This window comes from Candidatus Dactylopiibacterium carminicum (assembly GCF_014736495.1).
GTDB lineage: Bacteria > Pseudomonadota > Gammaproteobacteria > Burkholderiales > Rhodocyclaceae > Uliginosibacterium > Uliginosibacterium carminicum.
In genome coordinates, this window is record NZ_MDUX01000003.1 from 13233 (window position 1) to 38329 (window position 25097).

Consider the following 25097-nt stretch of genomic DNA (forward strand, 5'->3'; position numbering starts at 1 on the left):
TTTATTCCTGAAGAAAATATCAATCCTTTTGAGCGACCTGCACCGAGGCGTTCTCCAGGCGTGCGATCAAACTGGCATTCTGAGCCTTGAAAGCCTGCAGGCGTCCTCCGGTCAGCGGCGGGCGTCCCGGCAGATCGACACGCATCGGATCCTGGTGAACGTTGTTCTTGCGGAACTCGTAATGCAGGTGCGGACCGGTTGCCCAGCCCGTTGCGCCTACAAAGCCGATCACATCGCCCTGGCTGACGGCTTGCCCTTTGCGCAAACCCTTGGCAAAACCGTTGAGGTGACCATAGGCAGTGGTGTAACCCCCGTCGTGTTTCAGGACGATGAAGTTGCCGTAGCCGCGCTGTGATCCCACGAATTCCACCCGGCCATCGGACGAGGCACGAACCCGCGTGCCCGTCGGCGCAGCGAAATCGGTGCCGCGATGCGCACGGATATCCTTGAACAGCGGATGCTTGCGATTGTTGCTGAAGCCCGATGAGATCCGTGTGAACTCCAGCGGGGAGCGCAGGAAACCCTTGCGCAGGCTTTGCCCGTTAGCGTCGAAATACGCCCCGCGGCCATTGCCTTCGTCAAACCAGAAAGCGGTGTAGCGCTTGCCCGCGTTGACGAACTCCACGGCCTTGATGCGGCCGGATTTGAGTTGTTCTCCCCGGAATTCCATTGATTCATACACCACCGTGAAGCGGTCATCGCGACGCAGGTCGGTATTGAAATCGATCTGGCTGGCGAAGATATCTGCCATGGACAGCGCCAGTGCGTCGGGTAACCCCTGCGCATCGGTCGCCGCAAACAGCGAACTCTGGATGCTGCCTTGTGCAAACTGTTCGGTTGTCTGCACGTCCAGCGTGTAATCCTCCAGCGCGAAATCGGTATCGCTGCCGCGCTGGATGCGCGTGGCCAGTTCACTGCCCGGCGAGCGTAGGCTCAGCCATGAAAGCGCCCCTTCCCGATCCGTCGCGGATTCGATGATCATGCCGGGGCGCAGGCGGCGCACGATGCGCGAGGCATCCGGATCGTTGATCAGGTAGGTGCGCAGAGCGGCATCATTGATGCCCAGTTCGGCCATCAGTGCGGGTACGGTATCGCCCGGGCGGATCTGGGCTTCGCGCATGAAGAGTTCGGGTTCCGTGCTGGCTTCTGCCTGTGCTTCGAGCGCGGCCAGTTCGATGACGACCGGGGTCTGCGTTTCACTGTTGCGGCCAGGGCTGCTGACCGCAATGGCTGTCACGGCGCCGGAGACGGCGAGGCAGAGACCGGCAACGATGGCGAGGTTGGAACGGGAGCCGCGGAAGCGATGAAGCAAGGGCGATGAAACTGGTGGCGTGGGCGGCTGGTTCGTCATTGCGTGGTTCGGCCTGTGAATTTTCAAAAAGTGTAACAAGATTCGCGGGTTGCGCGTGAGCCAATACCGCCGTCCGGTGTGATTTCCAGTTTTTGCGGCAGACTCCCGCGCTAAACGACCGCCACCTTCCGACGATGGTTCCGTACAGTCGAATGATGTCGCGCAAGGGTTGCGAGCAGCCGTTGCGAAAACTCACAGCTGCGTGCGTAGGGGAACTGGATGATTTGTTACGTTATGCAAAATAATCCATCCGGAAGGTACGCATTATCGCCGCGCTGTTGCTTGAGGGCATGTCGTGGCCGGCGGATTTGAGCGAACTTTCCCTATGCCGTAGAGTCTTGCCTGGGGATTACAACCTTTGGGTTGTATCTTTTTCCATCCAATCGATTACAGGAGACAACTCATGCAGAAGAAAATCGCCATTGCCGCCTTTGCAACGTGGGGCATGTTCGTGGCGCCTGCCATGGCTGCAGGTGTGCTGCTCGAAGCCGAAGCGAATTCAGCGACCGGGGGCGGCAGTTTTACCATGGCTACCGACCGTGCGGCTACATCCGGCGGCAAGGCCCTGATTGGCTGGGATGCCGATGGGCAGTGGATCGAATGGGCCTTCGAGGCTCCAGAAGCCGGGGATTATCAGATCACGTTGCGCTACGCGTCCGGTCGTGGCTGGGATATCTGGCGCGAGCTCAAGCTCGATGGGCAGGTGCCGGGTGAGGCTTTTGCCAAGCTCACGCTGAAGACTACTGGTGGCTGGGGGCGTGCCGCTTCGGAATGGCAGAACCTTACGCTGGCCGGCGCCAATAGCCAGCCGCTGACGCTCAAACTCACCGCGGGCAAGCATGTGCTGCGGCTGACCAGCTTGGGCGGTGATGGTGCCAATGGTTCGGCTAACCTCGATGCTTTGGTGCTGAGCTCCAAGGGAACGGATCCGCAGACCCTGTTCAAGCCCTGATCCGGTCGGTTGTCCGAAATGCGAAGCCCGGCGTGGAGCCGGGCTTCTTGTGTCATGCCTGCGCGGCAGTCACTGCAATCTCTACGCGCCAGTCGGGGTTGGCAAGACGGACGACCTGCACGCAGGCACGGGCGGGCGCGCAACCCGTTGGCAGCCAGGCTGTCCAGGCTTCGTTCATGCCTTCGTAGTCGGCCATGTCCACAAGATAGAGCGTCGCCATCAGCAGCCTGTCCTTTCCTGACCCAGCCTTCTCCAGCGTGGTTTCCAGCTGTTCGAGCATGCTGGTCGTTTGGGCACGGATGTCGCCAGCCTCGACGGCGGGCACTTCTACGGCGTGGATGAGGCCACAGAAGCCGGTGGCGTCGGCGTAGCGGACCGCCGGATTGAGGCGTTCAATGGGGTGGCTCAAGGTGTTGGTCCTCCGGGGACTGCCCGGGAAAGCAGGTTGAGGAAACGTTCCGGAGGCAGGAAGCCTATGGCGCGCAAGGCGGGCTGTTCCTGACCGCCGGCGTCAAAGAAAAGGATGCCGGGCGGGCCGAAAAGGCCGAAGCGTTTCAGCAATGCCCGATCCTCTGGCGTGTTCTGCGTCACGTCGGCCTGCAGCAGCGTGAAACCGCCCATGCGTTCAGCCACGCGCGGATCGCTGAAGGTGCGGTATTCCATTTCTTTGCAGCTCACGCACCAGTCAGCGTAGAAATCCAGCATTACGGGGCGAGGGCTGGCAGCCAGGCGGGCATCCAGCTCGGCATTGCTGCGCACGCGTTCGAAACGTGGTTTGGCGTGTTGCGCGGCGGTTTCGTCTGCACCGAATGCTGCAAGCGGTTGCAATGGATCGCGCCCGCCCGCCAGCGCCCCAGCCAGCATTGCCGCACCCGCGAGAAGCAGGATCAGGCCGATGCCTTTCAACAATCGGAGCAGAGGTGGCGCATCGGGTGGCAGCGGGTCGATGGCGCGCAGGAATACGCCCCCCGTCAGCAGCAAGGCGCCCCAGCCCAGCATCGGCAGCAAGGGCGGCAGTACCGGAGAGACGAGATACAGCGCGGTAGCCAACAACAGGAAACCGAAGAAGCGCTTCACCCCTTCCATCCAGCGACCGGGTTTGGGCAGCCAGTGGCGAGCGGCAACGCCCACGATGACCAGAGGCAGCCCCATGCCCAGCGCCAGGGAAAACAGGGCGAGGCCACCCAGCAGTGCGTCACCGGTACGGGCGATATAGAGGAGGGCTCCCGCCAGTGGCGCCGTGATGCAGGGGCCGACGATCAGTGCCGAGATCGCGCCCATGATGGCTAACTGACCGACCGAATCGCCGTGGTGATGGGCGCTGGTCGAGAGCCGGTGTTGCCAGCGCGAGGGCAATTGCAGGTCGAAGATGCCGAACATCGCCAGCGCCAGTGCCACGAACATCAGCGCGAGCGCCCCCAGCACCCAGACGTTTTGCAGCCAGGCCGACAGCAACTGGCCCGAGTATGCTGCCAGCACGCCAGCGGCGGCGTAGGTCAGTGCCATGCCCAGCACGTAGGCGGTGGATAGCGCAAAAGCACGCCCTCGCGAGATGCCGTGACCGTGACCGACGATGATGCCGGAGAGAATCGGCAGCATCGGCAGGGTGCAGGGTGTGAACGAAAGCAGCAAGCCGAGCCCGAAGAAGGCCGGCAGGATCAGCAGCAGGTGGCCCCCGGCAAGCAGGCCGGCGATGCCGTCCTCCGTGTCGGAGGATGGTGCCTCGTTCGCCGTGCTCGTGGGGGTGCTCTGTGGTAGTGGCGTTGCTGCAGGCGCATTGCCCACGCCTTGCAGCCAGCCCGGTGTGCTGCGTTGCCCCAGGTCCGCCACGGGTTGGGGTCTTGCCGGATGCAGGGTGATGTCCGTGGGCGGGTAGCAGATGCCGATATCGGCGCAGCCCTGGAAGCGCACGGTGAGCGCGGCCTCTGCGGGGAGCTGCCGGTCCACGGGGATGCGGATGCGCAGGCTGTCACGATAGATCTGCTGGCGGCCGAAGAAGGCATCCTCGTGCGCCAGCCCTTCCGGCAGCTCGGCGGTCGTGGGCTGGCCGTCGAGCTGGAAGCGGAATTTCTCGCGATAGAGGTAATAACCGGGTTCGATGCGGAAACTCAGCTCCACGCTGGTGGTGTCCGGCTGGACCGCGCTGGCGCGGAAGGCCTGGTCGGGGGGCAGCGGTTCCGGGTTGGCGCTGGCGATCAGGCTCCAGCACAGCAGGCACAGGGCGAGCAGGCGGCTCATGCGGCACTCTCGTTGCGAACCCAGTCCAGATAGGCCGGCAGGCCAGTGCTGACCGGCAGCGCAATGATTTCGGGCACGTCGTAGGGATGCAGCTCGCGGATCATGGCTTCCAGCGCGAGATAGTTGTTCTGTGTGCTCTTGATCAGCATGGGGTGTTCATCGCTTGTTTCGATATTGCCCTGCCAGCGATAGATCGAGCGGCAAGGGGCGAGCAGATTGACACAAGCTGCGAGCTGGCGTTCCAGCAAGGTTTGCGCGATCCGCTCCGCGGTGACGGCATCCGGGGCGTTGCAAAGAATCAGGAGCACGGTGTCCGGCATGGTGCTGGAGCCCCGTTCAGGCAACCGGCACGGTCTGCGCGAAGCTGGGCCGCTCGGACAAGCGTGCGGCATAGGCCGCAAGCGTCGGCCGGCCGTTGCGCCAGGCGTATTGCGGCAGGCGGAAATCCAGCCACAGCAGGCAACAGGCCGCCGCGATGTCGGCCCGTGAGAATCCATCGGGCCGCAGCCAGTCGTTGTCGCCCAGCTGTTGCACCAATGCATCCATGCCGCGTTCGAGTTTGGCGAGCTGGCGATCCACCACGTTTGCGTCCTGGCGTTCGGCTGGCCGCCGTGTTTCCGTCAGCCAGATCACCCCGGCTTCCGTGACGCCGTCGGCGAGTGCCTCGAGCTGGCGCACATGCAGCGCATCGAGCGCATCGGTGGGCAGGACGGGTGCTGCCGGGTTGATGAGGTCGATGAAGTCTGCGATCACGGGCGAATCGAAAAAGGCTTCGCCAATTTCGGTCACCAGCGTGGGCACCTTGCCCAGCGGATTGAAGGCGGTGACGCAGGTGTCGGGCTCGTAGGGCGAATCGACCACCAGATCGAAAGGCTGGCCCTTTTCCAGCAGGAGTACGCGGATCTTGCGTGCGAAGGGGCTGGTCAGCGAGGCGATGAGCTTCATCGTGGCATCTCCTTGGCCGGAGGCCTCCGGCTTCAGTGTCGTTCGCAGAAGGCGCGATTGACGATGTCGCGCAACACCTGCAGGCGTCCGTGGAAGAAATGGTCTGCGCCCGGCACCACCAGCACCGGTACGCCGATCGGCTCGGCCCAGGCCAGCACGTTGGCGAGCGGAACCGTTTCGTCCTTCGAACCGTGGATCACCAGGGTATCGGGGCTGACCGCCTCGGTGACGTAGCTGCGCGCGCCCTCCACGTAGCCGGACGCCGTGCCCACCAGTACCAGGCGTCTGGCGGGCTTGCCGGCGGCAGCCAGGCGTTGCGCGACACGCGTCTGCACGAAGGCGCCGAAGGAGAAGCCGGCCAGCACTGTGGCTTGAAGCTCCGGCCAGCGGGCATGTGCCCAGTCCAGCACCGCGAGCATGTCCTCGGTTTCCGCGTTGCCATGATCGTGTGCGCCCACCGAGCGGCCAACGCCGCGGAAATTCGGCCGCAGGGCCACGTAACCCAGATCCCGCAGCGTTCGTGCCAGTGTGTGCGCGACCTTGTTGGTGTTGGCTCCACCGAACAGCGGATGCGGGTGGGTCACCAGCGCGATGCCTTTGGGATCCGGCGGGCATTCGACAAGCAGCTCGATGGCGCCATCCGGACCGTCGATCAGCAGGTTTTCGGTGCTTTGAGGCTTCATCGTTTCAGGCGCTCCACGATGCGACCGTGTTGCAGATGCTCAGTCAGGATCTCGTCGATATCCGCTTCTCTGTCGAAGTGATACCAGGTGCCTTCGGGGTAGATCACCAGGATGGGGCCATCGTCGCAGCGGCCCAGGCAGCCGGCGCGGTTAATGCGGATGCGTCCGCCGCGGGCCAGGCCGAGGGTCTTGGCGCGATCCTTGGCGTAGGCGGCCAGTTCGGAGGAGCGGTGGTTGGCGCAGCAATCGGCGGGGGCTTCGCGTTGATTGCAGCAGACAAAGACGTGGTGCTTGTAATAGTTGTCCATGCCGACTCTCTGTTGTGCGGGCAAGCGCAGATTATAGGCTTGCCCGCCCGGGAGGCTACCCTCGGCATGAACCGCCCCTGTGGCGAGGCCAGAGGAGATGCTTCCGAACCTGTTCCTGATCTTGCTGCGACCCCGTCCAGCGTTGATGCGCTGCTCGGTTTGATGTTGCCTGTGCCCCTGGTGGGGACTCTCGCGACAGACCCGGAACAGGTGTTCAGTGGATCATTGCCCGGCGATTGGCCACAGCAGGTGATCCAGGCTCTTCTGCGTGTCTGCCGGCAGGCCGGCGAGGATCTTCGCGTAGTTGCCCGTCCTGTAGGCGCGTTCGGCCATCAGCAGCACGGGCACCATCGGTTCGAAGTTGAGTTTCGGCTCTTCCTTGGTCGCCAGTGTCCAGGATGAGGGATTGGCGGTTGCATTGGCCAGGAAGTCGATGCCGCGCTTGAGTGAGCGGGCGTCGATCTCGAAATTCCACACGTCGATCGCACAGCGGAACTGTGGATGCACGCAGTGCGGGTCGCGTCAGCCTTCAGCGTCATGCCCGGCATGCTGACCTGTTCGCCATAGCGTGCGATGCGCAGCGCGGCCTCCAGATTGAAGGCGCTGTAATGGAAGGGGCGGGTCCGCTCGAGTTCCATGTGCTGGCGGCCGTCGGTGGCGATCTGCGAGGCGATGCGGCGGGTCTGCGCATCGAAAGTACGGCGGGCTGCGCCTTCCGCATTGCCGATGAAGAGCAGGTAGTTGATCAGCTGGGCGTCGTAGAACATGCCGTGATTGTTGTGCCAGACATCTTCTTCGTGTCCGGTTTCGCTGTTGACCATCCAGTCCGCGAATTCGGCAAACCATGCGCGCAGCGTCTGCAGTTCCTTGGCGCTGAAACTGTCGCTCGGGCCGATCAGTGCCACGGCATCGATCACCATCCACATGTTGCGGGTGTCGATCAGTCCGATGCCACGGCCGTCAACCACACCCGGGATGGCCTGGGCGAAGCGCAGGCTGGGATTCATGCGGGTCTTGGGATCGACGAACCAGGTCCGCAGCTGCGCTGCTGCGCGTTCGGCATATTTCTTGTCGCCGGTGAAGTAATAGGCCAGGGAAAGATCCCGCACGCTGGTGTTCATGCGTTGCAGGCGGGCAGAGTCCAGCCCGTTGCCGCGGACTTCCGGGTTGGTCTGGCCGTCGCGCCGGACGTAGGGCAGTTTGTTCGGCGTATCGGGGTTGGGCCACCAGTAGGGCCCCATGCTCATGTAGTCGCGCTTGTCGCCGGAAAGCGGCGTCATGTCCTTGGCCGTCACGGTCTCCAGCTGTCCGCCCAGTGCCTTGTTGGCCGAGGCGAGCAAGTTATCGTAGGCCGGCTTGAGTCTGGTGTCGCCAGCCCCATCGCCAGGGTTTTGAGCAGGGTGTTTTCGGACATTCTCGATCCTCCTTTGGTGGCTTCATGCGGGCTTCGATGCCCGGGCTTGTCGAAGGCGAGTATAGATCCAAGTAAAACGTTTATCTTAAAAGAAAATATTTATGCGCATGAGGCTCTCTGTTCAGATGAATATCGTTTAATTGCCTGTGCCTTTCCAGGGCGTTGGCTGCGTCAACCTGCCTGGCCCTGCCGAAGCGTTTCATCCAGCGCGGCGGGCGCCAACCAGTCCTTGAGTACACGCTGCAGTGTATCCAGCGAGACCGGCTTGGTGATGTAGTCATCCATGCCCGAAGCCAGGGCGAGGGTCCGGTCGTCGCGCATGGCATCGGCGCTGACGCCGACGATGCGTGCCTGCACGCCACGCGTGCGCAGCGCGCGGGTGGCGGAGAGGCCATCCAGTACCGGCATGTGGGTGTCCATGAAGATCAGGTCATAGTGCTGCGCGCTGCAGCGTTCTAGCGCGAGCTCGCCGTTGGCGGCCGAGTCGACATGCTGGGCTCCGAGCTTGGCCAGCAGACGGCTGAGTACCAGGGTGTTGACGTTGTTGTCCTCGACGATCAGCAGTCTCGATTCCGGCGGGATCTGGCTGTCCGGCGCGTCCGGCATGGCGGGCGGCGCAGCGGGCGCGGCAATGTCCAGCCAGACCGTGAACCAGAATTCCGAGCCTTTCCCCAGCTGACTGATGACGCCGATCTCGCCCTGCATCAGGCCACACAGCATGCGGCAGATGGAAAGACCGAGGCCCGTACCGCCGAAGCGGCGCGTGGTGCTCATGTCCGCCTGCTCGAAGGGCGTGAAGATATGGGCCTGCTTGTCGGCCGGAATGCCGATGCCCGTATCGCGCACACGGGCGCGCAGCTGCACACGCTCGCCTTCACGTTCGCCCTGTTCGAGGGAGACCGAGATGCTGCCATGGGTGGTGAATTTGAACGCGTTGCCGACGAGATTGACCAGGATCTGCCGTAGTCGCGTGGAGTCTCCCGCCAGCGTGGGTGGGATGGCCGGATCGAGATGGCACTGGAAATCCAGATTCTTTTCCTGAGCCAGCGGAGCAAAGAGCTGCTGAAGCTCGGCGAGCTGGGGGCCGAGTCCGAAGGGGGCATGTTCCAGGCTGAGCTTGCGGGCCTCGATCTTGGAGTAGTCGAGAATGTCGTTGATGATCGCCAGCAGGGCCTCGCCGGAGCTGCGCATGGTGCGCACGTAATCCTCCTGCTCGGCGTTGAGCGGAGTCGCTGCCAGCAGTTGTGCCATGCCGATGATGCCGTTCATGGGGGTGCGGATTTCGTGCGACATCATGGCCAGGAAGTCGCTCTTGGCGCGGTTGGCTGCGTTGGCGGTATCGCGTGCGGCGATCAGCTCCTGCTCGCTGCGGTAGCGGTGGGTGATGTCCGTGAAGCAGTACACGCGGCCGATGATCTGTTCGCCGTGGCGGGCCGGGCGCGAGGTGCATTCGAAAATGCGTCCGTCGCGTAGGGCCATCGCATCGAAGGTGTCGCCATCGGTGTCGGGCGGGGTGCGGGTGAACAGGTTCGAGGCATCCTCGCCGGGGGCGATGCTGCCACCTAGCCAGGCCAGCAGACGACCATCTTCATGGCTCAGCAGTAACTCGTCAGGTAGTTGCCAGAGTTGGGAAAAGCGCCGGTTCATGTTGGCGATGCGGCCCTGCCGGTCCAGCACCAGGATGCCGTCCGCCGTGGCTTCGAGCGTGGCGCGTAGTTGCGAGGTGGTGCGTGCCAGGGATTCCTCTGCCTGCTTGCGCGCGCCCTGGGGTTGAACGCAGACGGTGATCCAGCCGGGAACGCCGGGCAAGCGGCGGACGCTTTTCAGCGTGATGAGCATCTCGCCGTTTGCGCGCTGATGCAGCCCCTCTGCGTCGATCAGTTCGGCATCGAAGTAATAGGTTACGCGCCGGCGCGGGCTGAGATAGTCAAACACCGCCAATGGCAGCTGGATGGGGCGGATCGCCTTGCTGATACTGATGTCGGGCTCCAGTTCGAGGTCAAGCATGATGGCCTCGTCCTTGGGCACATCCGGGTCATAGATCAGCACCCAAGGGCGCAACGGTTTCTTCGGGTTCACCGACTGTACCAGCGCCAGCGCATCGTTGGAGAGTTTGACCACCGAGCCCGGCGGATACACACCCAGGCTCTTGATCAGCAACTGCAGCACGCGCGTGTCGAAACGGCTGCGGCGCTGCGCATACATCAGCGAGAGTGCTTCGTGCGGTGTCAGCGCGCGTGTCGGGTTCGTCGGATTGCACAGGTTGTCGTAATGATTGACCAGCGCCAGGATGCGCGCGCCGGGATGGATCGCGTCTCCCCGCAGCCCCTGCGGATAGCCCGAACCATCGACCATCTCGTGGTGCTGGTAGATGATCTGCTGCACGGTCTCCGGCAAGCCTATCTTCTGCGCCAGGCGCAGGCCGTGCTCGCAGTGCAGCTTACGCAATTCGTTTTCGGCGCCGGTGAGCTCCTCCGTCTTCTTCAGCACACGGTCGGGGATTTCCACCAGGCCGATGTCGTGCAGCAGCGCGCTCAGCCCGAGCTGGCGGGCCTCTTCGCTGCTGATGCCGAGGTCGCGTGCCAGCATCAGCGAGAGGATGGAGGCGTTCAGCCCGTGGAAATAGACATCCTCTCCGCCTGCCTTCTCCCCCATCACATGCAGGGTGAGTTCGGGGGCTTCGAGAAAAGCCTGGGCCATTTGCTCCACCAGCATGCCGAGTTCTTCAAGGCATTCGCGCGGTCGCGAGAGCAGGCCCCGATTGACGCTGCGCATGATGCTGCCCGCCTTCACGAAGGCGCGCTCCACGTTGATGATCTGTTCGCGCCGCGCTTGCAGGCGGCGGATGCGTTCGCGCTTGGCGGCCAGTGCCGGGTCGTCGGCCGGGGCCGGGCCGGCTGTGCCTTCGTCGGAGTGATCGCCATCGCCCGTCAGGTCCAGGGAGGATGCGATGCCGGCAGTTGCGGTCAGGCCGATGGCGGGGAAGTCCGCTGGTACTTCGCTGCGGTCGGGGTCGTAACGGAAATGCTTGACGCCCAGATGGCGCAAGGTCTCGATCTGGTCGTCCGAGCGGATCTTGAAGCTGTTGAAGCTGAAAGGATGGCTGAACCAGGGCAGGTCTACGAACACGAACAAGCCGATGCACAACTGCTCGGGCGTGACGAAATAGTCCTGGCTGGCCGGACGCGGGCTCTCCATGGTCGGTCGCTTCTCGGTCGAGGCTGTCTGCCTATATCGGCGGCAGGGCGTACCGGTTGAGTGATTGTGCCCGGGCTTCCGATCCGCCCGGGCCCGCCAGGATGGCGCGCGGATCGCCTGCTCAATAACCCGTGGTGGTTCCCAGGCCGCTGGGCAGACGGCTACTGAGCTGGGCGGGGGTATAGGCTTGCCGCGTCCAGATCAGCCAGTCGAGCGTACTTTTGTAAGTGGTGTCATGTGCATCGCCGAAGGCAATGTGGTTGTCACCCTGGCTGGTACTGGCGCGCAGTGTGCCGCTCTGCGTCAGCAGGGGCGTGCTGCTGCCATCGACATAGACCGCGATGCTGCCGCTGGAGGCGCTGGTGAGCGTGAAGTTCAGCTGGTAGGTGTGCAGCGCCTTGCTGGCCGTGGTGGCGCCGTTCCAGAGTTCCAGCTGCACACCATCGCCGCTCTTGCCGATGCGCAGTTCGATCTGGCTGCCTGCAACGCCGCTGTCGGCCAGGGCAAGGCGTACATCCAGACTGCGATTCAAGGTGTAGCTCGTGCCAGGGGCGAGGCGGAACAGCACGCTGCCGGATTTCGGATAGCTGCCATCCGCAGGCCAGGCATTGGCGAAACTCGCCAGCGGTTCGGCACTGGCGATGTTGATGCTGTTCAGGTGCAGGCTGCCGTCGGTGATGCTGAAATAGCTGCCGGTGTTGCCGCTGACGCTGAAGGGGGCGTGGCTGCCATCGGGCAGGTCGAGCGCCTGTGCATGGTCGGGGAGGCGGCTGCCGTCGTAGGCATACCAGGCAATGCTGCTGGAACTGGAACTGGAACTGGAGGAGGACGAGGCGCTGGAGGACGGCTGTGAGGACGCCGAGGATGAGTTTCCGCCGGAGGAATCACCGCCGCCACCGCCGCCGCAGGCGACCAGCAGGAGGCTGAGTAGCAGGGGAAAACCGAGCGCGGCGCGAAGCGATGCGGACATGTCTGTTCCTTTCATGGGGGGCGATCAGGCCGGCAGCCCGAGGAACAGCCGGTAGGCCGGATTGGCTGTTTCCTCGCTGTATTCGTAGCCTAGACGGTCGAGGAAGTGCTGGAAGGCCGCGTAGTCGCTGCGCGGCACCTGCATGCCGACGAGCACGCGGCCGTAGTCGGCACCGTGGTTGCGGTAGTGGAACAGGCTGATGTTCCAGTCCGAATGCAGATGATCGAGGAAGCGCGCCAGCGCGCCAGGCCGCTCGGGGAAGGTGAAACGGTACAACAGTTCGTTGTCGACCTGCGGGGCACGGCCGCCGACCAGATAGCGCAGGTGATCCTTGGCCATCTCGTCATCGGTGAGATCCTGCGTGGGGAGCCCGGCCGCACGTAGCTGGGCGATCAGCGCGTGGCTCTCGGCGCGGTCACGGATGGCGACGCCGGCGAAGACGTGGGCCTCGCTGGGGTCGGCATAGCGGTAGTTGAACTCCGTGACACTGCGTGCGCCGAGCAGGCTGCAGAACTGGCGGAAGCTGCCGGGGCGCTCGGGGATGGTCACGGCCAGCAGGGCTTCGCGTTGCTCGCCGACCTCGGCACGCTCGGCGACGAAGCGCAGGCGGTCGAAATTCACATTGGCACCGCTGGCCACGGCAGCCACCTGCGCGCCGGGCCGGCCTTCGCGCGCCAGCCAGGCCTTGGCGCCAGCCACGGCGAGTGCACCGGCGGGCTCCAGGATGGCGCGGGTATCCTCGAATACGTCCTTGATCGCGGCACAGATCTCATCGGTATCGACGAGGATGGTTTCATCCACGTACTGGCGGGCCAGCCGGAAAGTCTCTTCGCCGATCTGTTTCACAGCCGCGCCGTCGGCGAACAGGCCCACACTGGCAAGGCGCACGCGCTCATTGGCTTCCAGCGCACGGGTAAGCGTGGGGGCATCCACTGCTTCCACTCCGATCACGCGGGTGTGCGGACGCAGGCGCTTGATGTAGGCCGCCACGCCGGCGATCAGGCCGCCGCCACCGACGCAGCAGAACACCGCATCCAGCGCACCACGGTGCTGGCGCAGGATTTCCATGCCGATGGTGCCCTGGCCGGCGATCACGTCCGGATCATCGTAGGGGTGGATGAAAACCAGCCCTTCGCTGGTTTCCAGCTCGCGCGCACGGGCATAGGCGTCGTCGAAGGATTCGCCGGCCAGCACCACCTCGGCGCCGCGTGCCCGCACGGCCTCGACCTTGATCTCCGGCGTGGTCTGCGGCATCACGATCACCGCACGCACGTTCATCCGCTGCGCCACCAGCGCGACCCCCTGGGCGTGGTTGCCCGCCGAGGCGCAGATCACGCCCCGTGCGAGTTGCGCCGGGGAGAGCTGCGCCATCCGGTTGGCCGCGCCGCGCAGCTTGAAGGAGAAGACGGGTTGCAGATCCTCGCGCTTGAGCAGGATGTTGGCGCGCAGACGTTGCGAAAGCTTGGGCAGTGGGTCCAGCGGCGTTTCGATCGCGACGTCGTAGACCTGCGCGTTGAGGATGCGCTCAAGATAATCGATGGGCATGCCGGGCAGCCTTGCAGGCAAAGGCGGCATGGTGCGGCGAAGCCGCCCGGCATGCAAGCCGTCCGACGTCAGTCCAGGCGCTGAACCTGGGCGTGCTCGAAGTGGCCGGTCTGATAATCCCGCAATGCCTGCTGGATCTGCTCGGCGGAGTTCATCACGAAGGGGCCGTATTGCGCGATCGGCTCGTTCAAGGGCGCACCTGCCACCAGGATGGCACGCGCGGCCTCTTCCGCATGGATGTGCACGCCGTCGCCGGTGTTGGCGAGGATTGCCATGTGGCGATCCTTGACCCGCGTGTCTGCGGTTTCGATGGCGCCGCGATACACGTACAGGAAAGCGTTGTGAGCCGCGGGCAGCGGCTGCTCGAAACGGCTGCCGGCGGGCAGATGCAGGTCGAGGAATAGGGGTTGCGTCACCGGGCGCTGCATGGCACCGGCCACACCATGGCTCTCGCCGGCCAGTACGCGCACGGTCACGCCTTCCGGCGTGGTGAGTTCCGGAATCGTCCTGGCGGGGATGTCGCGGTAGGCCGGCGGGCGGAGTTTGTCCTGCGCGGGCAGGTTGAGCCAGAGCTGGAAGCCTTCCATCAGACCCTCTTCCTGCTCGGGCAGCTCGGAGTGGATCAGGCCGCTGCCGGCAATCATCCACTGGGCGCTGCCAGGACCAAGCAGACCGGAATTGCCGCCGCAGTCGTGGTGGCGCATGCGGCCCGCAAGCATGTAGGTCACTGTTTCGAAGCCGCGATGCGGGTGGTTGGGGAAGCCGCCGATGTAGTCGTCCGCATGCTCGTTGCGAAAGGCGTCGAGCATCAGGAAGGGGTCCAGCCGGCGTTGCAGGTCGTGGGTGAGCACACGCGTGAGCTTGACGCCGGCACCATCCGAAGTGGCGATGCCAGCGACCAGGCGCTCGACCGGACGGGGCGAAAGGATTGGGGTCGGGGATGTCATTGCAGTCTCCTGTCGGGGCTGCCGTCCACCCGTCTGTATGCGGGCGGTACGGCGAGGGAGCGGGCTACGAGCTCAGAGTGCCAGGGTGGCGATCTCGGCGTCGGCGTCGGCAAAAGCCTTGGTCGCTGCGTCTTCACCCAGGGACAGGCCTTCGGCGTGAATGAAGGTGATGTCTTTCATGCCCAGGAAGCCCAGCACGCTCTTGAGGTAGGGCACCTGGCTGTCCGCCGGGGTGTCCTTGTAGAGGCCGCCGCGCGCCAGTGCGATATAGACCTTCTTACCCTTGAGCAGGCCTTCGGGGCCGTTCTCGGTGTAACGGAAGGTGGTGCCGGCGCGGCAGATGGCGTCGATCCAGGCCTTGAGCTGCACGGGCACGCCGAAGTTGTACATCGGCACGCCGATCACGATGGCGTCAGCCGCCTGGACTTCGGCGATGGTTGCGTCGTCGATGGCGGCGCGCGCGGCCTGTGCCGGGCTGCGTGCATCGGTCGGCGTGAACAGGGCGCCGAGCGCGGCTTCGTCGAGGATGGGCTGGGCGCTGGCATCGCGCAGCGTGAGGCTGGCGGCAGGCGAGAGCGCTTGCAGGCGGGCGGTGATGGCGCTGGCCAGGCGGGTGGAGGCGGAAGCGACGCCGCGTACGCTGGAATTCACTTGCAGGATGTTCATGATGATCTCCGTGAGGGGTGAGGCAGACTATAGGCTGATCACGGATGAGACAGAAGTACCTAATCTGGATATCATCGTTCCAGATATGGAACAATTGATCCGGACTTGATCTCCGTATGGAACTGGACGCCAACGATCTCCTGCTGTTTGCGCGCGTGGCCGAAGCCGGGAGCTTCTCCGCCGCGGCAGAGCGTGCGGGACTGCCAAAATCCACATTGTCCCGGCGTATCGCGGCGCTGGAGAACCGCCTGGGCGAGCGTCTGTTCACCCGTAGCACCCGGCGTCTGCAGATCACCGATTTCGGAACCGGCATCCTCGAACACGCCCGCCGCCTGCTCGAAGAAACCGAAGCCGTGCAGGCGCTCGCGCAATACCGGCAGGCTGCGCCACGCGGCCGCCTGCGTGTCTCGATGCCGCCGGATTTCGCCGAGTGGTTGCTGGCGCCGCTCTTTCTGCAGTTTGCCGCCAGCTATCCGGAGCTCAGGCTGGAGCTGGATCTTTCCTCACGCCGTGTCGACATCATCGGCGAACAGTTCGACCTTGCCTTGCGGGTCACCACCCGATTGCCGGATGACGCCACCCTGGTGGCACGGCGTCTGTTTGACCTGCACAGTGGCTTGTACGCCAGCCCGGCCTATCTGCAGCGCTTCGGTACGCCGACACGCCCCGAGGAATTGCTGCAGCACACCGCCTTGGGGTTGATCGGCAGCAGTGGCGAAGCCCAGCGCTGGCAACTCGGCAAGGCAGGCGCGCACTGGGAGGGGCTGCCGGCGGGGCCGCTGGCTGCCAATTCGGTCAACCTGCTGCGTCTGCTGGTCTGTCACGGACTGGGCATTGCCGGGCTGGCCGAGCGTTTCGTGGCCGATTCCGTGGCTCAGGGCCTGCTGGTACGGGTGTTGCCTGAGTGGCGTCTGCCTTCCGTCACCGTTTGGGCCGTGATGCCCGGACGCAGACTGATGCCGGCGCGCACGAAGGTGTTTCTTGATGCTTTGCAGGGCTGGCTGGCACGATAGCGGGCAAATCATCCACAAGAGGAGACTCGCGATGGCCATCATCCGCAAACCCATCAATCGCGGTGGCATCAAATCGGCGGGCTATGACCGTGCCAGCCGCATCCTGGAGATCGAGTTCTCCAATGGCAGGCTCGTGCAGCAAACGAATGTCGGCGAAGAGATCGCGACGCGTTTTCTTGCGAGCAGCTCACCGGCCGGCTACTACCAGGACAAGATCGAAGAGGAATACGCCATCAAGCGTTGAGCCTTGCCGTGAAGCGGGCTTCGCGGCAGCATGGCTGCTTCCTGATTACGGCCCTTCGCCATGGCATATCCGATCGAAAAGAAACTGGTCATCGGTGTCGCGTCCAGCGCGCTGTTCGATCTTTCCGAGTCCGATGCGATCTTCCGTGCGCAAGGCGTGGAGGAATACCGCAGGCACCAGGAAGCGAATCTCGACCAGCCGCTCCCCAAAGGCGTGGCCTTTCCCTTCATCCGCCGCTTTCTCGGCATCAATGCGGCCTTCCCGAAGGAGCTGCCGGTTGAGGTGGTGCTGCTTTCGCGCAATTCACCCGAAACGGGATTGCGCGTGTTCCGCTTCCGCCATTACGGGCTGGACATCACGCGTGCAGGGTTCATGGCAGGGCATGCGCCCTATGAATACATTCCTGCCTTCAATGCTTCGCTGTTTCTCAGTGCCCATGAGGATGACGTGCGCCAGGCCGTGGCGGCCGGCTATCCTGCCGGGGCGGTGCTGCCTTCGCAGGTGCCGGATGACGAGACGGATGGACAGTTGCGGGTGGCGTTCGACTTCGATGGCGTGATCGCTGACGACGAGGCTGAGGCGATCTTCAAGAAGAATCACGATCTGGACGAATTCGAGGCTTACGAAACCAGCAAGCGCGCCATTCCGCACCGGCCGGGGCCGCTGGCGGACCTCTTCCAGAAACTCTCGGCCTTGCAGCAATTGGAGCAACAGCGTCTGCTGCGCGAGCCCGGTCACCGCAAGATCCTGCGTATCTCCATCGTCACCGCGCGCAATGCGCCGAACCACGAGCGCGTGGTCACCACCCTGAAGAGCTGGGGGGTAGAGGCTGACGAAGCCTTCTTCCTCGGGGGCATGGAAAAATCCCGCATTCTTTCGGTGCTGCGCCCGCACATGTTTTTCGACGACCAGCGCAGTCATCTGCGCAGCCCCGGCGACGATATTCCGATGGTGCATGTGCCGTTCGGTGTGGCCAACCCCGTGGCCTGAGCGCGCCCAGGCCTTTGGCCTGCCTGAGTGGGCACATGGGATTTTCCCCGGCATTGTCGATAACACCGCCAGGCCCGCCCCGGATGCGGGCTGCAGGCGTGTACGCCATGCGCCGGAGGCTTCAGCCTGCCATCCTCCCGCAGCAACGTGGCGACTCACCCGTCGTCCATGAGAGCCGGCAGACAGATCAGGGAGCGTCCGTCATGCGTCTGACCATCACCCATCGCCTTGTCATCATGATCACTGGTGCCGTACTTGCCCTGTTGCTGGTGGGAGGTTCGGCATTCCGGGCCATCACCGATCTGCAGGTGAGCCTGACGGATACGAACGAGAACGTGATCCCGAGCATCAGCCTGATCGATGATGTGCAGGTCCAGATGCTGCGCCTGCACCTTGGGGTGGTGACCTATGTCCTGACGCCGGACACCAGTTCCAGGGGACAGGCCGAGGGGCCGTGCGGCAGGTGGAGGAATCCCTGGCGAAGAGCATCGCCGCCTATGAACCCTTGGTCTCCGATGCCACTGACCGGGCCAATTACGACAAGATGAAGAGTGCTGCCGCGATCTACGTGCAGATGCTGCCGAAAGTACTCGAACTGGCTCGAACGGAGAATTCCCCTGCGGCGGCCGATCTGCTGCGTACGGAAATCACCCCCGCAGGCAATGCCGCGTTCGAGGCACTGAAGATCGTGACCGATTACAACCGGCAACTGGGGCAGAGCATGCAGAGCACTTCGGCGGAGACGGCCAGGCATAGCTACTGGCTGGTGCTGACAGTGATCGTCGTCGCCGTCCTGGTGGTGGTGGGTACGGGCTGGCTACTTATCCGCAGCATCGGCCTGGCTGTGCAGGGCATGCAAGACACCGTGAAACGGATCGAGACCACCCCGGATTTCACCTTGAGGGCGCCAGTACGCCACCACAATGAAATCGGTGAGACGGCGATCGCACTCAACAGTCTGATTGTGCGCATGCAGGAGAACCTGAAGGAGATCGCGGGCGATGCGCAGCAATTGGCAAATGCCTCCGAACGTCTGTCAAACACGTCCAATGAAGTGGCGGAGGCCGCCAACCAGCAAAGTTCGGCGGCAGCCTCCATGGCGGCCACCATGGAAGAAATGACGGTGAGTATCAATCACGTGGGGGATCGTGCCACCGAGGCCAACATGCTCTCGGTTGAGTCTGGCCGGCTGGCGGAGGATGGTAGCGAGGTCATCGGTCAGACCGTGACCGATATCAATGAGATCGCCCACGTGGTGGAGGATGCTGCCGGGCAGATCCGGGCGCTGGAGAATCATAGTCAGAACATTTCGCGAGTGATTGCGGTCATCCGGGATGTCGCCGACCAGACCAACCTGCTGGCGCTCAATGCTGCTATTGAGGCGGCGCGTGCGGGCGAACAGGGGAGGGGCTTCGCCGTGGTGGCCGACGAAGTGCGCAAGCTGGCCGAGCGCACTTCTTCCTCTACCCAGGAAATCACCAGCATGATCGATGCTGTGCGCAACGGCGCCCAGCAGGCCGTTACCGGCATGGCGCATGCCGTCGAGCGCGTGAGTGCAAGGGTCGACCGTGCACGCAACGCCAGCCTCGCAATCCAGCAGATCAGCACGGGCAGTCATAGCGCGGTGGAGATGGTGGGCGAGATCACCAGTGCGATCCGTGAGCAAAGCGCGGCCAGCACCAGCATCGCACAGCAGGTGGAGCACATCGCCACCATGGCCGAGCAAAGCAGTGCGGCTGCTCATGGCAGTGCCGAAGCCGCGCGCCAGCTTGATCAATTGGCCGAGCGCATGCAGCGGATCGTGGCAGGCTATCGGCTGTAGGGGCCCAGCCTCAAACAAAACGCCCGACACCTTGCGGTGGCCGGGCGTTGTTGTGTATGGGAAGGCGGGATCAGGCGCTCAGCGCCAGCCGCATCTTCTGCATGGCTTTGGCTTCGATCTGGCGGATGCGCTCGGCCGAGACGCCGTATTCGGCAGCCAGCTCGTGCAGCGTGGCAGGATTGTCCTCGACCAGCCAGCGGCGCGCGACGATGTTGCGGCTGCGCTCATCCAGGCTGGCCAGCGCGCCTTTCAGGCCTTCATCGGCCAGGCGTTCGGCCTGCGCGGTGGCGAGCACCTCGACCGGTTCGGCGGAGTCGTCGGCCAGCCAGTCGATGGGCGCCATGCGTTCATCGTCCTCGTCGCTGCCACGATCGATGGCGACTTCGCCTCCGGCAAAACGGGTCTCCATCTCGACGACCTCTTCGGGCTTCACTCCTAGCTTGCCGGCGATGCCCTGCACATCCTCCGGCGACAGTGAACTGCCCTCGCCGCGCAGGCTGCGCAGGTTGAAGAAGAGCTTGCGCTGAGCCTTGGTGGTGGCGATCTTCACCAAGCGCCAGTTGCGCACGATGTACTCGTGGATCTCGGCCTTGATCCAGTGGATGGCGAAGGAGACCAGGCGCACACCACGATCCGGGTCGAAACGCTTCACCGCCTTCATCAGGCCGATGTTGCCTTCCTGGATCAGGTCGGCGTGCGGCAGACCGTAGCCGAGGTAGTTGCGTGCGATCGACACCACCAGGCGCAGGTGCGAGAGCACCAGCTGGCGGGCGGCATCCAGATCGTTGTCGTTCTTCAGGCGCAGAGCCAGGTCATGCTCCTGCTCTTCGGTGAGCAACGGGTAGCGATTGACGGCCTGCACATACTGATCGATGTTGCCCAGTGGATTCGGGACCGGGAAAGCCAACGCTTGCGTCATGTTTCTACTCCTGGAAACAGTGTGGGCGGCGCCCAACTGAAATTTAGCACTCGCGACCTTCGAGTGCTAACAGGGCAGATTGTTCGCTCAGTCGAGCAGATTTTGCAAGCAAGTCTCTTTATGTCCGGGCTGCGGATGTTTATTCCGCGGCCCGGTCATGCAGATGGCGGCGCACGGAAAGCCCGGCGCCAAGCCAGCCGAGCAGTGCGGCAAAGATCAGCAGCGCGGCGATCTGCAGCACGTCGGCGCCATGCAGGTCGAGCACCACGTTGTAGCTGCGTGCCAGTGCGATCAGGCGTGGCGCGAGCAGGGCCAGCGAGCCGCTGACCAGCCCCCAGGCGAGCAGACCGCCAAGCAGCCCCTGGAGCAGACCGAAATAGAGGAAAGGCCGGCGCACGTAATTGCGCGTAACGCCCAACAGCAGGCTGACGGCGATTTCGTGGCGCTGCGTGAGGATCTGCAGGCGGATGGTGTTGAAAGTGACGATGACCAGTGCCGCGCCAAGCAGTGCGCCCAGCAGCAGCATGCTCCAGCGCGCCAGTTGCAGCATGGCGTGCAGGCGCTCCACCCAGGCGGAGTCGAGCTGCACATGCTCGACTTCCGGCATGGCCGTGAGGGCTGTGGCCAGTGCCTTGAAAAGTTCAGGGTCTTCGCTGCCGGGTTCGAGCACGAAGGCATCGGGCAAGGGGTTGTCGCCCAGGACTTCGGTCACGTCGGCGAAGCCGCCGCGCGCAGCCAGTTGTTTGAGGGCGAGGTCACGCGGCACGAAGCGTAGCGCTGCGATTCGCTTGTCCGCACGCAGACGGGTTTCGACGGCCTGAAGCTGCGTGGGTGCCACGTTCCTGTGCAGGAAAACGCTGATTTCCGGCTTGCCAGACATGCCATGAGCCAGACCGGAAAGGTTGTCGATCAACACATAACCCAGCGCCGGCAGGGTCAGTGCGATGGCCACCACGAGGCTGGAGAGCAGGGTGCCCAGCGGTTTGCCGAGCAGGCGGCGCAAGGCTTGCCGAAGTGCCATGCGGTGCGGGTGGAGGTTGATCATGGCAGCAGCTTGCCTTTCGCGAGCTCGATTCGGCGCGCGCCGTAGGGGGAGAACAGGGTGTCGTCGTGGGTGGCGAGCAGGATGGTGACGCCGGCTGCGTGGAAACTGCGGAACAGGGCTGCGATCTCGCGTGCGTAGGCCGGGTCCAGGTGTGCGGTGGGTTCGTCGGCGATCAGTACAGAGGGGCGGTTGACGATGGCGCGTGCGATCGCCGCACGCTGCTGTTCGCCGCCAGAGAGCGTGACCGGCATGGCACGTTCGAATTGCGCCAGACCGACTTTTTCCAGCGCGACGCGCACGCGCTTGGCGGCATCGGCTGGCGGGTAACCGGTGACGAGCAAGGGCAGCATCACGTTGTCGAACACCGTGCGGTCCATCAGCAGGCGATGCTCCTGCATCACCAGGCCCAGGCTGCGGCGCAGATAGGGCAGCTGGTTGGGGCGCAGACCGTCGACATCCTGCCCGCTCACCCAGACCTTGCCGGCCGTGGGTTTTTCAAGCCCGGCGATGAGCTTGATCAGGGTGCTCTTGCCCGCACCGGAATGGCCGGCGAGCACCAGCAGCTCGCCGTGGCGGATTTCCAGACTGACGTCGGAGAGGCCTTCGTGGCCGCCGGGATAGCGCTTGGTGACACGCTCGAATCGGATCATGGCTGCGGGGCAGGCAGGGCGCAAAGCGGGCAGTTTAACCGTGCGCCGGTCGGGCTGCTCGCCCGAGTGTCGGTGGCGGGGCGCTGTGTTACATGCCGAGGCCGCGCAGCAGATCTTCGTGGTCGTCGTTACCGCGGGCAGGAACATGAAGCGGTTGCGGGCGAGCAGCCTCTTCCAGCAGCGCGTCGGGGTCCGGCGCTTCCTGCGGTTCGAAATCGTAGAGCTGGATGAACTCGGTGCGGTCGACCGCCAGCTCCAGGTAGAAGATGGCGTTCTGTGCCGTGAAGAAGGTGACGCGGCGGGATTCCGGCTGGTCGAGGTTGGTATCCACGCTCAGCATCACCTGCTTGTTGATCACCAGCATCTTGGGCTGGCTTTGCGTGATGTGCGTCTGCAGTTGGCGCGAGACCTTGCCGCTGAATTCGCCGACGATCTGGTTCATCAGCTCGCCCATGACGTTGCTGACTTCATCCGAGGTGTAGGTGCTGGCCAGATCTTCGCGGCTTATGCCCATGTTGAGCATGTAACTCTGATACAGCTCCATTGCGGACTGTGACGAGAAGTTGAGTACTACCAGGCCGGAGAAACCGCCGTCGAAAAGCACGAAGCAGCCGATATCGGGGCGCAGACAGGTCTTGGTGATGCGCTGGACCATGCCCGAATAGCGGATCGGGCTCTGTGTGGCAAGGCTGAGCACCTTGGTGACGGAATCGCACAGGCTGACGAGGAGGTCCTCGGTGCCGAAAACGGGGCTGGTTTGTTTGGTCATGACGGCTTGGTCCGGTGGAGGTTCGGTGCGCGCGATGCGCCATGCTGGCTTTACGGTCTGGCGACGGGCTTCTGAACCCCTTGTGAGGGAAGAACCGGAGCCTTCGTCCGTCGGCAGAACGGGCATGTAATCGGTGCGATGAACAGAACCCACTGGCACTCCCGCCACCCGGCTTCCACAATGAAGGGACTTCCCCTTGAGCACGGAGACCGACGATGAGTGCCATGAAGACCCACGCCCGCCGCCATGCCAGACCTCGTACCGATTTCCAGCCCATCCCGCTGGTCGAGGTGTTCCGGTCCTTGTGGCTGAAGCGTCGCCAACGCAAGTCACAGACGCCCGCTCCTGACCCCGACTGGGAGAGCAAGGAGCCCATGAACGGGCTTTCCTGATCTCCATCGATCATGGACAACCCTGTGTCAGGCCTGCGTCCGTGCGTGCTTTCAGTGCGGACGGGAGGGTGAGGGCGGGTGAGCCGATACGAAATCCGTTCGTGTCGAGCAGCAACGCGCGGGTGGATTCTGCTGCGGGCATCTGTAAACAGATCGAAATGCTTCCGCAGACCTAGAATCGGATTCTTCTCCGCCACAGGAATGACCGTGAGTCCCGAACCGACCCCTTACGATGCGCTTGGGGGCGAGGCTGCCATGCGTGCGCTCGTCGATCGTTTCTACGAATTGATGGATGAACTGCCCGAGGCGCAGCCCGCGCGGCGTTTGCATCCACAGGATCTGGGCGAGGTGCGACAGAAGCTCTTCGAGTATTTCAGCGGCTGGCTGGGTGGGCCGCCGCTGTTTGAAACGAAGTACGGGCATCCGCGCATGCGTGCGCGGCACATGCCGTTCGCCATCGGCAGCGCCGAGCGGGACGCCTGGCTACTGTGCATGAAGCAGGCTTTCGAGGAGGTGCTGCCGGCTGGCGAGGTGCGCGACGCCTTCTGGCGGCGTGTGCTGGGCTTGGCCGATTTCATGCGCAACCAGGATTGATGGCCTGGTGGTGACAGGGCTTGGGCCCTGCCACCACCAGGGGCTTATTTAAGCTTTTTCGCCAGATCGCCCAGCGCCGGTGTTTCCTTGATGCCTTCGGCCACCATGGCGGCCACAGCACGCGCACCGGCTTCCTGGAAGTGCGTGGTGTCGGGGCTGTTCAGCGTGCCGGACGATTGCGTGGCGTAGTAGGGCCATTTCGCCGGATCGGCCGCCAGCCAGTAATTCTTCCAGTCGGCTTGATGCGCATTGACGAAGGCTATGGTCTTGGCCTCGATATCGATGAAGGGCAGCTTGTTGGCACGGGCGGTGTCGCGGATGGTCTGGCTGTAATCGCCGACGAAGGCGTATCCCCCGTTGCCCTGACCGGCAAATGTGAAATGGTTGGGAACCACCGGGAACTGGCCAGCTTTGCGATCCTTGTTCCAGACGCGTGTGGTGGGCGTCATGATGATGGGGATGGCTCCCTTCGCGCGTGCGGCCTGCACATAGACTTCCAGCGAATGCTGGAAGCTCATTTCGGGCATGCCCACCGGGAATTGCCGGTTGCCTTGCGCGTCGTTCGGATAGGTACACATGTTGCGGGTGTCAGCCTGACCGCGCTGGGGGCGCTTCTCGTCGCAGTTCTGATCGTTGTGACCGTGATGGATGATCACGTAATCGCCGGGGCGCAGGTATTGCGCCATCTGCCGGAAGTAGCCCTGGTTGTAGAAGTTGCGTGAGCTGCGACCCGATTTTGCGTTGTTCAGCACCTTCACCCGGGCGTCCGCCTTGAACAGATCCTCGAAGACCTGCCCCCAGCCCATGCGCGGCAGGCGTTCGCGCTCGTAGGTGCTGGCGGTGGAGTCGCCGACAATCAGCACGCGCGTGTAGCCCGGATCCTTCGCACGTGCCAGCGCACGCTGGGCATGGGCGAGCTCCAGCGGCTCCTTGTCGGCCACGTTGCGATAGTCAGCATCCTGCAGCGAAGTGCCGCCGGGTACGCCGGTATCGTTGTCATACCCCCGGTTGTGTACCAGCACGCGCAGCACGGCATCCACCCCTTTGCCGTCCGCCACCATCGGCGTGCGCACCGGGTCGAAGCGTTCTGCATCGGAGACGCCGGCGTCCTTCAGTGCCTGCAGCACGGGGATGCGGCCAGCGGCATTCCGGGCCGCGATCAGCGCGGCGTCCAGGCCGGCGGTGCTGCGCCGGTCCAGCAGATCCTGCGGGCCGCGCAGCTTGAGGCTGGAGGCCACGGCGCTGACGGCACGGTCGCTGAGCGCGTTCAGGTTGGCCACGTTGGCCTGATCCGCTTCCAGCACGGGCAGCAGGGCGCCGACGCACTTCGACCATGGGCGCGTGCTGTCGCTGCAATTGTCACCGCCGGCTTCCACGGCCAGCAGCATCAGCGGCGCTTTCAGGCCACTGGCATCCACGCTGTAGCGCCCCTGACTGTCGGC

27 protein-coding genes are annotated in these 25097 nt (G+C 63.8%); 8 read left to right on the plus strand and 19 right to left on the minus strand.

The features are described 5' to 3' along the window. Positions 1-19: 19 nt before the first annotated feature. Positions 20-1351 carry a M23 family metallopeptidase gene (locus tag BGI27_RS01455; RefSeq protein ID WP_095523142.1) on the minus strand — a complete coding sequence of 444 codons (1332 nt, stop codon included), beginning with the start codon at positions 1349-1351 and terminating at the stop codon, positions 20-22. A 403-nt stretch (positions 1352-1754) separates the two neighbouring features. On the opposite strand from BGI27_RS01455, the gene BGI27_RS01460 reads away from it, so the two are divergent. Next, positions 1755-2303, plus strand: a complete 549-nt coding sequence (locus BGI27_RS01460; RefSeq protein ID WP_095523143.1) for a carbohydrate-binding protein — start codon at positions 1755-1757, stop codon at positions 2301-2303. A gap of 52 nt (positions 2304-2355) precedes the next feature. Here BGI27_RS01460 and BGI27_RS01465 read toward each other — a convergent pair whose 3' ends face one another. From BGI27_RS01465 to BGI27_RS01520, 13 genes are all read right to left on the minus strand, one after another. Then, the gene (locus BGI27_RS01465) at positions 2356-2712 is read right to left on the minus strand and encodes a RidA family protein (RefSeq protein WP_223871532.1); all 357 of its coding nucleotides are present in this window, start codon (positions 2710-2712) and stop codon (positions 2356-2358) included. Further along, on the minus strand, positions 2709-4541 hold the full coding sequence (dsbD, locus tag BGI27_RS01470) for a protein-disulfide reductase DsbD (RefSeq protein ID WP_095523144.1): 1833 nt from the start codon (positions 4539-4541) through the stop codon (positions 2709-2711). The genes BGI27_RS01465 and dsbD overlap by 4 nt, the downstream gene beginning before the upstream one ends. After that, positions 4538-4861 carry a divalent-cation tolerance protein CutA gene (gene cutA / locus BGI27_RS01475; RefSeq protein ID WP_095523145.1) on the minus strand — a complete coding sequence of 108 codons (324 nt, stop codon included), beginning with the start codon at positions 4859-4861 and terminating at the stop codon, positions 4538-4540. The genes dsbD and cutA overlap by 4 nt, the downstream gene beginning before the upstream one ends. Before the next feature lie 16 nt (positions 4862-4877). Further along, complete coding sequence (locus tag BGI27_RS01480; protein WP_095523146.1) at positions 4878-5486, minus strand: glutathione S-transferase; 609 nt, start codon at positions 5484-5486, stop codon at positions 4878-4880. Positions 5487-5518: 32 nt separating this feature from the next. Beyond that, a complete protein-coding gene (locus BGI27_RS01485) occupies positions 5519-6169 on the minus strand; it encodes an alpha/beta hydrolase (RefSeq protein WP_095523147.1) in 651 nt (216 codons plus the stop codon). Next, on the minus strand, positions 6166-6477 hold the full coding sequence (locus BGI27_RS01490; protein ID WP_095523148.1) for a (2Fe-2S) ferredoxin domain-containing protein: 312 nt from the start codon (positions 6475-6477) through the stop codon (positions 6166-6168). Before BGI27_RS01490 ends, BGI27_RS01485 begins: the two co-directional genes overlap by 4 nt. Positions 6478-6699: 222 nt before the next feature. Continuing rightward, entirely contained in the window at positions 6700-6828 is a 129-nt protein-coding gene (locus BGI27_RS18390; protein WP_263406592.1) for a hypothetical protein, read from the minus strand. Next, positions 6810-7817: an alginate lyase family protein gene (locus BGI27_RS01495; protein WP_095523149.1), complete on the minus strand. Its 1008-nt coding sequence runs from the start codon at positions 7815-7817 to the stop codon at positions 6810-6812. Before BGI27_RS01495 ends, BGI27_RS18390 begins: the two co-directional genes overlap by 19 nt. A gap of 245 nt (positions 7818-8062) precedes the next feature. Continuing rightward, positions 8063-11089, minus strand: coding sequence for an HD domain-containing phosphohydrolase (locus BGI27_RS01500; RefSeq protein WP_095523150.1), 3027 nt, complete (start codon positions 11087-11089; stop codon positions 8063-8065). A 121-nt stretch (positions 11090-11210) separates the two neighbouring features. Next, a complete protein-coding gene (locus BGI27_RS01505; RefSeq protein ID WP_095523151.1) occupies positions 11211-12059 on the minus strand; it encodes a hypothetical protein in 849 nt (282 codons plus the stop codon). Between the two features lie 24 nt (positions 12060-12083). Next, a complete protein-coding gene (gene ilvA, locus BGI27_RS01510; protein ID WP_095523152.1) occupies positions 12084-13604 on the minus strand; it encodes a threonine ammonia-lyase, biosynthetic in 1521 nt (506 codons plus the stop codon). A 68-nt stretch (positions 13605-13672) separates the two neighbouring features. Beyond that, positions 13673-14551: a pirin family protein gene (locus tag BGI27_RS01515; RefSeq protein WP_095523153.1), complete on the minus strand. Its 879-nt coding sequence runs from the start codon at positions 14549-14551 to the stop codon at positions 13673-13675. A gap of 72 nt (positions 14552-14623) precedes the next feature. Beyond that, positions 14624-15217 carry an FMN-dependent NADH-azoreductase gene (locus BGI27_RS01520; protein WP_095523154.1) on the minus strand — a complete coding sequence of 198 codons (594 nt, stop codon included), beginning with the start codon at positions 15215-15217 and terminating at the stop codon, positions 14624-14626. Positions 15218-15333: 116 nt separating this feature from the next. Between BGI27_RS01520 and BGI27_RS01525 the strand changes: the two genes are divergently transcribed. From BGI27_RS01525 to BGI27_RS01545, 5 genes are all read left to right on the plus strand, one after another. Continuing rightward, positions 15334-16230, plus strand: coding sequence for a LysR family transcriptional regulator (locus BGI27_RS01525; RefSeq protein ID WP_095523155.1), 897 nt, complete (start codon positions 15334-15336; stop codon positions 16228-16230). A 31-nt stretch (positions 16231-16261) separates the two neighbouring features. Beyond that, a complete protein-coding gene (locus BGI27_RS01530; protein WP_095523156.1) occupies positions 16262-16474 on the plus strand; it encodes a KTSC domain-containing protein in 213 nt (70 codons plus the stop codon). 60 nt (positions 16475-16534) lie between these two features. Beyond that, on the plus strand, positions 16535-17464 hold the full coding sequence (locus BGI27_RS01535) for a 5'-nucleotidase (RefSeq protein ID WP_095523157.1): 930 nt from the start codon (positions 16535-16537) through the stop codon (positions 17462-17464). Between the two features lie 203 nt (positions 17465-17667). After that, the gene (locus tag BGI27_RS01540; RefSeq protein ID WP_141239822.1) at positions 17668-18012 is read left to right on the plus strand and encodes an MCP four helix bundle domain-containing protein; all 345 of its coding nucleotides are present in this window, start codon (positions 17668-17670) and stop codon (positions 18010-18012) included. Beyond that, on the plus strand, positions 17919-19286 hold the full coding sequence (locus BGI27_RS01545; RefSeq protein WP_095523159.1) for a methyl-accepting chemotaxis protein: 1368 nt from the start codon (positions 17919-17921) through the stop codon (positions 19284-19286). Before BGI27_RS01540 ends, BGI27_RS01545 begins: the two co-directional genes overlap by 94 nt. Before the next feature lie 70 nt (positions 19287-19356). Here BGI27_RS01545 and rpoH read toward each other — a convergent pair whose 3' ends face one another. From rpoH to BGI27_RS01565, 4 genes are all read right to left on the minus strand, one after another. Next, entirely contained in the window at positions 19357-20205 is an 849-nt protein-coding gene (gene rpoH / locus BGI27_RS01550) for an RNA polymerase sigma factor RpoH (protein WP_095523160.1), read from the minus strand. Positions 20206-20344: 139 nt separating this feature from the next. Beyond that, on the minus strand, positions 20345-21250 hold the full coding sequence (gene ftsX, locus BGI27_RS01555) for a permease-like cell division protein FtsX (protein WP_095523161.1): 906 nt from the start codon (positions 21248-21250) through the stop codon (positions 20345-20347). After that, a complete protein-coding gene (locus BGI27_RS01560) occupies positions 21247-21900 on the minus strand; it encodes a cell division ATP-binding protein FtsE (RefSeq protein ID WP_095523162.1) in 654 nt (217 codons plus the stop codon). Before BGI27_RS01560 ends, ftsX begins: the two co-directional genes overlap by 4 nt. A gap of 88 nt (positions 21901-21988) precedes the next feature. After that, complete coding sequence (locus BGI27_RS01565; RefSeq protein ID WP_095523163.1) at positions 21989-22669, minus strand: DUF3334 family protein; 681 nt, start codon at positions 22667-22669, stop codon at positions 21989-21991. Positions 22670-22884: 215 nt separating this feature from the next. On the opposite strand from BGI27_RS01565, the gene BGI27_RS01570 reads away from it, so the two are divergent. Both BGI27_RS01570 and BGI27_RS01575 read left to right on the plus strand, forming a co-directional pair. Continuing rightward, complete coding sequence (locus BGI27_RS01570; RefSeq protein WP_170942888.1) at positions 22885-23061, plus strand: hypothetical protein; 177 nt, start codon at positions 22885-22887, stop codon at positions 23059-23061. Positions 23062-23268: 207 nt separating this feature from the next. Further along, positions 23269-23655, plus strand: a complete 387-nt coding sequence (locus BGI27_RS01575) for a group II truncated hemoglobin (protein WP_223871533.1) — start codon at positions 23269-23271, stop codon at positions 23653-23655. A 44-nt stretch (positions 23656-23699) separates the two neighbouring features. Here the strand turns inward: BGI27_RS01575 and BGI27_RS01580 are convergent, their stop codons facing one another. Beyond that, complete coding sequence (locus BGI27_RS01580) at positions 23700-25073, minus strand: rhamnogalacturonan acetylesterase (protein WP_095523165.1); 1374 nt, start codon at positions 25071-25073, stop codon at positions 23700-23702. Between the last annotated feature and the right edge of the window lie 24 nt (positions 25074-25097).

What these genes read in the sequence shown, in the direction of transcription:
- BGI27_RS01570 (WP_170942888.1), top strand. Translation starts at nt 22,885, where the DNA reads ATGAGTGCCATGAAGACCCACGCCCGCCGCCATGCCAGACCTCGTACC.
- BGI27_RS01560 (WP_095523162.1), bottom strand. Translation starts at nt 21,900, where the DNA reads ATGATCCGATTCGAGCGTGTCACCAAGCGCTATCCCGGCGGCCACGAA.
- BGI27_RS01530 (WP_095523156.1), top strand. Translation starts at nt 16,262, where the DNA reads ATGGCCATCATCCGCAAACCCATCAATCGCGGTGGCATCAAATCGGCG.
- BGI27_RS01535 (WP_095523157.1), top strand. Translation starts at nt 16,535, where the DNA reads ATGGCATATCCGATCGAAAAGAAACTGGTCATCGGTGTCGCGTCCAGC.
- BGI27_RS01520 (WP_095523154.1), bottom strand. Translation starts at nt 15,217, where the DNA reads ATGAACATCCTGCAAGTGAATTCCAGCGTACGCGGCGTCGCTTCCGCC.
- BGI27_RS01460 (WP_095523143.1), top strand. Translation starts at nt 1,755, where the DNA reads ATGCAGAAGAAAATCGCCATTGCCGCCTTTGCAACGTGGGGCATGTTC.
- rpoH (WP_095523160.1), bottom strand. Translation starts at nt 20,205, where the DNA reads ATGACGCAAGCGTTGGCTTTCCCGGTCCCGAATCCACTGGGCAACATC.
- BGI27_RS18390 (WP_263406592.1), bottom strand. Translation starts at nt 6,828, where the DNA reads ATGGTGCCCGTGCTGCTGATGGCCGAACGCGCCTACAGGACGGGCAAC.
- BGI27_RS01505 (WP_095523151.1), bottom strand. Translation starts at nt 12,059, where the DNA reads ATGTCCGCATCGCTTCGCGCCGCGCTCGGTTTTCCCCTGCTACTCAGC.
- BGI27_RS01540 (WP_141239822.1), top strand. Translation starts at nt 17,668, where the DNA reads ATGCGTCTGACCATCACCCATCGCCTTGTCATCATGATCACTGGTGCC.
- BGI27_RS01500 (WP_095523150.1), bottom strand. Translation starts at nt 11,089, where the DNA reads ATGGAGAGCCCGCGTCCGGCCAGCCAGGACTATTTCGTCACGCCCGAG.
- BGI27_RS01515 (WP_095523153.1), bottom strand. Translation starts at nt 14,551, where the DNA reads ATGACATCCCCGACCCCAATCCTTTCGCCCCGTCCGGTCGAGCGCCTG.
- BGI27_RS01480 (WP_095523146.1), bottom strand. Translation starts at nt 5,486, where the DNA reads ATGAAGCTCATCGCCTCGCTGACCAGCCCCTTCGCACGCAAGATCCGC.
- ilvA (WP_095523152.1), bottom strand. Translation starts at nt 13,604, where the DNA reads ATGCCCATCGATTATCTTGAGCGCATCCTCAACGCGCAGGTCTACGAC.
- BGI27_RS01455 (WP_095523142.1), bottom strand. Translation starts at nt 1,351, where the DNA reads ATGACGAACCAGCCGCCCACGCCACCAGTTTCATCGCCCTTGCTTCAT.
- ftsX (WP_095523161.1), bottom strand. Translation starts at nt 21,250, where the DNA reads ATGATCAACCTCCACCCGCACCGCATGGCACTTCGGCAAGCCTTGCGC.
- BGI27_RS01565 (WP_095523163.1), bottom strand. Translation starts at nt 22,669, where the DNA reads ATGACCAAACAAACCAGCCCCGTTTTCGGCACCGAGGACCTCCTCGTC.
- BGI27_RS01485 (WP_095523147.1), bottom strand. Translation starts at nt 6,169, where the DNA reads ATGAAGCCTCAAAGCACCGAAAACCTGCTGATCGACGGTCCGGATGGC.
- BGI27_RS01525 (WP_095523155.1), top strand. Translation starts at nt 15,334, where the DNA reads ATGGAACTGGACGCCAACGATCTCCTGCTGTTTGCGCGCGTGGCCGAA.
- BGI27_RS01490 (WP_095523148.1), bottom strand. Translation starts at nt 6,477, where the DNA reads ATGGACAACTATTACAAGCACCACGTCTTTGTCTGCTGCAATCAACGC.
- dsbD (WP_095523144.1), bottom strand. Translation starts at nt 4,541, where the DNA reads ATGAGCCGCCTGCTCGCCCTGTGCCTGCTGTGCTGGAGCCTGATCGCC.
- cutA (WP_095523145.1), bottom strand. Translation starts at nt 4,861, where the DNA reads ATGCCGGACACCGTGCTCCTGATTCTTTGCAACGCCCCGGATGCCGTC.